This is a genomic window from Moorena sp. SIO2C4 (assembly GCF_010672485.1).
GTDB classification, from domain to species: Bacteria; Cyanobacteriota; Cyanobacteriia; order Cyanobacteriales; family Coleofasciculaceae; genus Moorena; species Moorena producens.
Window position 1 is genome coordinate 1 of record NZ_JAAHGN010000431.1, and the last position, 6,057, is coordinate 6,057.

The 6,057-nt window shown below is 46.4% G+C and carries 12 protein-coding genes; all 12 read left to right on the forward strand.

All coding sequences use genetic code 11. The features are described from left to right. Nucleotides 1-21 precede the first annotated feature (21 nt). Nucleotides 22-657, forward strand: a complete 636-nt coding sequence (gene rplC, locus F6K20_RS21100; RefSeq protein ID WP_287265039.1) for a 50S ribosomal protein L3 — start codon at nt 22-24, stop codon at nt 655-657. A 147-nt stretch (nt 658-804) separates the two neighbouring features. After that, the gene (rplD, locus tag F6K20_RS21105; RefSeq protein ID WP_008191222.1) at nt 805-1,437 is read left to right on the forward strand and encodes a 50S ribosomal protein L4; all 633 of its coding nucleotides are present in this window, start codon (nt 805-807) and stop codon (nt 1,435-1,437) included. Next, nucleotides 1,430-1,732 carry a 50S ribosomal protein L23 gene (locus F6K20_RS21110; protein ID WP_070390686.1) on the forward strand — a complete coding sequence of 101 codons (303 nt, stop codon included), beginning with the start codon at nt 1,430-1,432 and terminating at the stop codon, nt 1,730-1,732. Before rplD ends, F6K20_RS21110 begins: the two co-directional genes overlap by 8 nt. Before the next feature lie 123 nt (nt 1,733-1,855). Beyond that, the gene (gene rplB / locus F6K20_RS21115; protein WP_008191218.1) at nt 1,856-2,719 is read left to right on the forward strand and encodes a 50S ribosomal protein L2; all 864 of its coding nucleotides are present in this window, start codon (nt 1,856-1,858) and stop codon (nt 2,717-2,719) included. Nucleotides 2,720-2,830: 111 nt separating this feature from the next. Further along, on the forward strand, nt 2,831-3,106 hold the full coding sequence (rpsS, locus tag F6K20_RS21120) for a 30S ribosomal protein S19 (protein ID WP_008191216.1): 276 nt from the start codon (nt 2,831-2,833) through the stop codon (nt 3,104-3,106). A 50-nt stretch (nt 3,107-3,156) separates the two neighbouring features. Then, a complete protein-coding gene (gene rplV, locus F6K20_RS21125; RefSeq protein WP_008191214.1) occupies nt 3,157-3,516 on the forward strand; it encodes a 50S ribosomal protein L22 in 360 nt (119 codons plus the stop codon). A 76-nt stretch (nt 3,517-3,592) separates the two neighbouring features. Beyond that, on the forward strand, nt 3,593-4,318 hold the full coding sequence (rpsC, locus tag F6K20_RS21130) for a 30S ribosomal protein S3 (RefSeq protein ID WP_008191211.1): 726 nt from the start codon (nt 3,593-3,595) through the stop codon (nt 4,316-4,318). Nucleotides 4,319-4,403: 85 nt separating this feature from the next. Continuing rightward, nucleotides 4,404-4,823 carry a 50S ribosomal protein L16 gene (rplP, locus tag F6K20_RS21135; protein ID WP_044495712.1) on the forward strand — a complete coding sequence of 140 codons (420 nt, stop codon included), beginning with the start codon at nt 4,404-4,406 and terminating at the stop codon, nt 4,821-4,823. Nucleotides 4,824-4,826: 3 nt separating this feature from the next. Next, complete coding sequence (gene rpmC / locus F6K20_RS21140; protein WP_008191208.1) at nt 4,827-5,111, forward strand: 50S ribosomal protein L29; 285 nt, start codon at nt 4,827-4,829, stop codon at nt 5,109-5,111. An 8-nt stretch (nt 5,112-5,119) separates the two neighbouring features. Then, nucleotides 5,120-5,368: a 30S ribosomal protein S17 gene (rpsQ, locus tag F6K20_RS21145; protein ID WP_008191205.1), complete on the forward strand. Its 249-nt coding sequence runs from the start codon at nt 5,120-5,122 to the stop codon at nt 5,366-5,368. Between the two features lie 151 nt (nt 5,369-5,519). Then, a complete protein-coding gene (gene rplN, locus F6K20_RS21150) occupies nt 5,520-5,888 on the forward strand; it encodes a 50S ribosomal protein L14 (protein ID WP_008191203.1) in 369 nt (122 codons plus the stop codon). After that, nucleotides 5,888-6,057 (forward strand): KOW motif-containing protein (locus F6K20_RS21155; RefSeq protein WP_287295925.1); only part of this gene is annotated, 170 nt, incomplete at its 3' end. The genes rplN and F6K20_RS21155, both read left to right, overlap by 1 nt.

The window sequence follows — 6,057 nt, forward strand, 5'->3', positions numbered from 1 at the left end:
TTGTCTACAAAGGAGAAACCAGTGTCTGTCGGTATCCTCGGTACCAAACTCGGTATGACCCAAGTGTTCGATGATGAAGGAAGAGCGATTCCTGTAACCGTCGTCAAAGCTGGGCCATGCACTGTGACCCAAATAAAAACCAACCAGACAGATGGCTACAATGCCATTCAAATTGGTTATGACCAAGTCAAGCCTAAGGCAATTAATAAGCCTGAAATAGGACACTTGGCTAAGTCCAGCGCCCCACCCTTACGCCACCTACGTGAGTACCGCGTGGATGATACCAGTAATTTTGAACTGGGTCAGCCAGTCAATACCGATATGTTCAGTATTGGTCAAATTGTCGATGTCAGCGGTAAAAGCATTGGTCGTGGCTTCGCGGGTTATCAGAAACGTCACAACTTCAGGCGAGGACCGATGGCTCATGGTTCCAAAAACCACCGCCTTCCAGGTTCCACTGGAGCAGGGACAACCCCTGGTCGTACCTATCCAGGTAAGAAAATGGCTGGTCGTTACGGCGGTACCAAGGTGACAATTCGCAAACTTGAAGTAGTCAAGATAGATCAAGAGCGCAATTTGCTAGCGATTAAAGGTGCAGTTCCCGGTAAACCAGGGACACTCTTGAGCATTGCACCCACTAATAAAGTCGGACGTTAGTCAGAACGAAAAAGCAATTAGCTCCCTCATCGTTAGGTGTAAGCCTGATGTATATGTAACTGTTTATTTTTACTACTAGCACCCCCTAAGTGCTTAAAAGCTAACAGCTAATTGCTAAACGCTTGCTCGCTAAGAAGGAGAGAACAAATGGTAGATTGTTCAGTGCGAAACTGGCAAGGGGAAGAAGTAGGGCAGGCAACACTCCAGATGCGAGTTGCCAAAGAAGAAAACGCTGCCCACATTGTTCACCGGTCACTGGTGAGACAAATGGCCAATGCTCGTCAAGGCAATGCTTGTACAAAAACTCGTTCCGAAGTTAGAGGTGGAGGACGCAAACCTTGGCGACAAAAGGGAACCGGTCGTGCTCGTGCTGGTTCTAATCGTTCACCCCTATGGCGTGGTGGTGGTGTAATCTTTGGTCCGAAACCCAGAGACTATAGCCAGAAAATGAACCGCAAAGAGCGTCGCTTGGCTCTGAGAACAGCGTTTATGAGTCGAGCAGAGGATTTGATTGTGGTAGAGGAATTTACTGAGCAACTACCACGACCCAAGACCAAGGATTTGGTGGCAGCAATTGGTCGTTGGGGAATTGAGCCTGAGTCAAAAGTTCTCCTAATCCTAGCTCAGCCAGAAGAAAAGGTTTATTTGTCAGTCCGTAACCTAGCAACTGTCAAGTTGATTTATGCCACCAACTTGAATACCTATGATATCCTGGCCGCTGATAAAATCGTGACAACTAACACGGCTCTTGCCAAAATTCAGGAGGTTTACAATGACTGAGTATAACCCCCGTGACCTTGCTGATTTGGTGATTCGCCCAATTGTGACTGAAAAGGCGACCCTACTGATGGAGCAGAACAAGTATGTCTTTGATGTGATTATCAAAGCGACAAAGCCACAAATTAGAGCCGCGATTGAAAGTCTTTTTGAAGTGAAAGTGGTGGCAGTAAATACCCTACGTCCGCCACGGAAAAAGCGTCGAGTGGGAAAATTTGTAGGTTACAAAACCCAGTACAAACGGGCGATTGTTACCCTAGCTCCAGGAGATTCGATTACTCTATTCCCAGACGTATAAAACTGGCTAATTGCTAATTGCTAATTATTAATTTGGTTAATTGCCAATTGGTAGATTGTCAATTGTTAAGACAAACTAGTCAAGACAAACTAGTCAAGACAAACTAAGTAAAAAATACTTGTTATGGGCATCCGTAGCTATAGACCATACACCCCAGGCACTCGTCAGGGTACTGTCTCAGACTTCGCTGAGATTACTCGGACTGAGCCAGAAAAATCCCTAACCAAGTCTAAGCATCGTAAAAAAGGTCGCAATAATCGCGGTGTTATTACCTGTCGCCATCGCGGTGGCGGACATAAACGTCTATACAGGGTAATTGACTTCCGCCGGGATAAGCACAATATTCCGGCAAAAGTGGCAGCAATTGAGTATGACCCCAATCGGAATGCTAGGATTGCGCTTCTCTACTATCAAGATGGTGAAAAGCGATATATCCTGCATCCTGTGGGTTTGGAAGTGGGGTCATCCATTATATCTGGGCCTGACTCTCCCATCGAAATAGGCAATGCCTTGCCCCTAAAGGATATTCCCTTAGGCACCAACGTGCATAACGTTGAACTGATCCCAGGGCGAGGAGCACAGATTGTCCGTGCAGCCGGAGCAACTGCTCAAGTGCAAGCTAAAGAAGGTGACTATGTCACCCTAAAGCTGCCGTCTAGTGAAGTCAGGATGTTGCGTAAAGAATGCTACGCCACTATTGGACAGGTCGGTAATGTTGAAGCCAGAAACTTGAGTTTAGGTAAAGCTGGTCGCAATCGACATAGAGGCCGTCGTCCCCAAGTAAGGGGCAGTGTAATGAACCCGGTAGATCACCCCCATGGCGGTGGTGAGGGTAGAGCTCCTATTGGTAGAAGCGGTCCAGTGACCCCCTGGGGGAAACCAGCCTTGGGAGCCAAAACTCGTAAGGCCAAAAAGCAAAGTAGTTCTTTAATTGTCCGGCGTAGGCGGAAATCCTCTAAGCGAGGGCGCGGTGGTCGCGATTCTTAAGGAGTTGAACGTTAAAGTTAGCAGGTTAAACGTTGTAAATAGCAACTAATCACTACCAACTAGCAACTATTAACTACCAACTAACAACTAAAAACTAACGAGCGTTGAATTATGGGTCGTTCATTAAAAAAAGGTCCTTTTATAGCCGATAGTCTTCTGACTAAGATTGAAACCTTGAATGCTAAAGGTGAAAAACAGGTGATTAAAACCTGGTCAAGAGCCTCGACCATTGTGCCGCAGATGGTTGGTCACACCATTGCCGTTCATAACGGGCGGACACATGTACCAGTTTTTATCAATGAGCAGATGGTAGGTCATAAGCTGGGCGAATTTGCCCCGACTCGAACATTTCGGGGACATGTTAAGGATGGTAAGGCCCGTCGTTAAAGTGATTAGTTCAGTAGTTAGTAGCTATAAAGAAAGCAAATGATGGAACGATGGCGATAGACACTACAGCAGAAACTAAAGCGATCGCACGCTACATTCGGATGTCTCCAAGTAAAGTGAGGCGAGTACTTGACCAAATTCGGGGGCGTTCCTATCGGGAAGCTCTGATCATTCTGGAATTTATGCCCTACCGGGCTTGTCAACCAGTCTTGAAAGTACTACGCTCCGCTGTTGCCAATGCTGAACACAATGCAGGGATTGACCCAGCTAGCTTATACATCACTAAAGCTTTTGCGGATATGGGACCAAGCTTGAAGCGGTATCGACCAAGAGCTCAAGGTCGTGCTTATCAGATTCGCAAGCCAACCTGCCATATCACGGTGGCTGTTTCTCCAGAAGTAGATGATTAGTTAGTGAGTTGATTGAGCATTACCAAGGGTGAACACTAATAGCGCTATGGCTAGATAATAGGGAAAGAAAAGAACAGTGGGACAGAAAATACATCCAATTGGTTTTCGGCTAGGTATCACGCAAGAGCATCGCTCTCGCTGGTTTGCCGACTCAAAGCGTTATCCGCTTCTGTTGCAGGAAGATTATCAAATCAGACAATATGTTGACAAAAACCTCAATAATGCTGGAATTTCCGACATCCGGATTGAGCGCAAAGCTGACCAGATTGATTTAGAAATTCATACAGCTCGACCTGGAGTAGTTGTTGGTCGTGGTGGCAGTGGTATTGAGTCTTTGCGTGTCGGTCTGCAAAAATCCCTGGGCAACAATCGTCAGATTCGTATCAATGTCGTGGAAGTATCACGGGTGGATGCAGATGCTACCCTAATTGCCGAGTACATTGCCCAACAGCTAGAGCGCCGAGTTTCCTTCAGACGAGTGGTTCGTCAAGCAATTCAGCGGGCTCAGCGGGCTGATGTCCAAGGGATTAAAGTTCAGGTAGGTGGTCGGTTAAATGGAGCTGAAATTGCCCGAACCGAGTGGACTCGTGAAGGACGAGTGCCCCTCCATACCCTCCGGGCAAATATTGACTATTCCTACAAAACGGCCCAAACCATTTATGGAATTTTGGGCATTAAAGTTTGGGTGTTCAAAGGGGAAGTGATTCCCGGTCAAGAAGAAAAGCCTACCCCTAACACAGCTCAACCTCGTCGCCGTCAGCCAAAACGCCGCCAGCAGTTTGAAGACCGCTCAAATGACTAGTAATGACTCACTAGTATTTTGAAAATTGCTTGCTTGTTAATTGTCAGTTTTCAATTTTCGATTTTCAATTAACAAAGAACAAATTATGTTAAGTCCAAAAAGAACAAAATATCGCAAACAGCACCGGGGACGAATGAAGGGTATGGCCACTCGTGGCAGTACCATTAACTTTGGTGATTATGCCCTGCAAGCCACAGAACCAGCTTGGATTACCTCCCGCCAAATCGAAGCAGGTCGTCGGGCAATGACGCGCTACGTTCGTCGTGGTGGCAAAATCTGGATTCGAATTTTCCCAGATAAACCAGTCACCATGCGTCCAGCAGAAACTCGTATGGGTTCTGGAAAAGGTTCCCCAGAGTTTTGGGTAGCAGTAGTTAAACCCGGTCGGATTATCTATGAAATCGCTGGGGTAAGCGAAGAGGTGGCTCGGGAAGCCATGCGTCTGGCTGCGAACAAATTTCCCATTAAATTGAAGTTCATTTCTCGTGAAGGGGAACAGGTATAAGCTATGGCTCTGCCCAAGATAGAAGATGCTAGAAGCCTGAGCGATGCCGAACTAGAGCAGGAAATCTTAGCAGCTAAGCGTCAGTTGTTTGACTTGCGCCTGCAAAAGGCAACCAAACGCTTAGAAAAACCTCACCAGTTTAAGCATCTTAAGCACCGAATCGCTCAGCTAATGACAGTAGAACGAGAACGCCAACTCGCTAAACAGAAAGAATCAACAGATACCTCACAAAGTGATACCCCACAATCAGAACAAAGTGATACCCCACAATCAGAATCAGAAGCATAAGGAATAGTATGGCAGCAAAAGAGAGAGTTGGCCTGGTGGTCAGCGACAAAATGAACAAAACTGTGGTGGTGGCTATTGAAAATAGGTCTCCCCACCCAAAGTACGGCAAAATTGTTGTGCGTACCAAGCGATACAAAGCTCATGATGAGGAAAATAAATGTAAAGAAGGCGATCGCGTTCGGATTAGAGAAACACGACCACTGAGTCGTACCAAACGCTGGATGGTTGCTGAAATCGTCAGTAGTTCCTCAAAATAGCGAGTTAACCCTAGTCGATGTGGGTTTTCCACGACCTACCAATGTGCGTGAGATCTCGGAAGAAAATCCTTTCGGAATTGGAAACTTAGCAATGTTTAACTAATAACTCGTTTAACTCATAACTCATTACTCTATTAGAGGAGGAACACTGATGATTCAACAAGAGAGCTACCTAAACGTTGCTGACAACAGTGGAGCCAGAAAAATAATGTGCATCCGCGTTATTGGTGCAGGAAATCGGCGCTACGGCGGTGTGGGTGATGTAATTATTGGTGTGGTCAAAGATGCCATTCCAAATATGGGCGTCAAAAAGTCAGATGTAGTTAGGGCTGTGATTGTGCGCACCCGCAAGGGGCTACGTCGGGAAAGCGGTATGAGTATTCGCTTTGATGACAACGCAGCAGTAATCATAAACCCAGATGGCAATCCCAGAGGGACCCGCGTTTTTGGCCCTGTAGCGCGGGAACTGCGAGAGAAAAACTTCACAAAAATTATATCCCTTGCTCCGGAGGTACTCTGATGCCAATTAAACACCAGAAGGCACAAACTGATACCCCATTACGCTACAAAATGCACGTTAACAAGGGCGACACGGTACAAGTGATAGCCGGTCGAGATAAAGGCAAAATTGGAGAAATTTTGCGGACGCTACCCAAAATTAGCACGGCAGTAGTCAAAGGGGTTAACGA

Coding starts and splice junctions, on each gene's coding strand:
- rpsS (WP_008191216.1), top strand. CDS start 2,831: ATGGGTCGTTCATTAAAAAAAGGTCCTTTTATAGCCGATAGTCTTCTG.
- rplV (WP_008191214.1), top strand. CDS start 3,157: ATGGCGATAGACACTACAGCAGAAACTAAAGCGATCGCACGCTACATT.
- rplP (WP_044495712.1), top strand. CDS start 4,404: ATGTTAAGTCCAAAAAGAACAAAATATCGCAAACAGCACCGGGGACGA.
- rpmC (WP_008191208.1), top strand. CDS start 4,827: ATGGCTCTGCCCAAGATAGAAGATGCTAGAAGCCTGAGCGATGCCGAA.
- rplD (WP_008191222.1), top strand. CDS start 805: ATGGTAGATTGTTCAGTGCGAAACTGGCAAGGGGAAGAAGTAGGGCAG.
- rplB (WP_008191218.1), top strand. CDS start 1,856: ATGGGCATCCGTAGCTATAGACCATACACCCCAGGCACTCGTCAGGGT.
- rplN (WP_008191203.1), top strand. CDS start 5,520: ATGATTCAACAAGAGAGCTACCTAAACGTTGCTGACAACAGTGGAGCC.
- rpsQ (WP_008191205.1), top strand. CDS start 5,120: ATGGCAGCAAAAGAGAGAGTTGGCCTGGTGGTCAGCGACAAAATGAAC.
- F6K20_RS21110 (WP_070390686.1), top strand. CDS start 1,430: ATGACTGAGTATAACCCCCGTGACCTTGCTGATTTGGTGATTCGCCCA.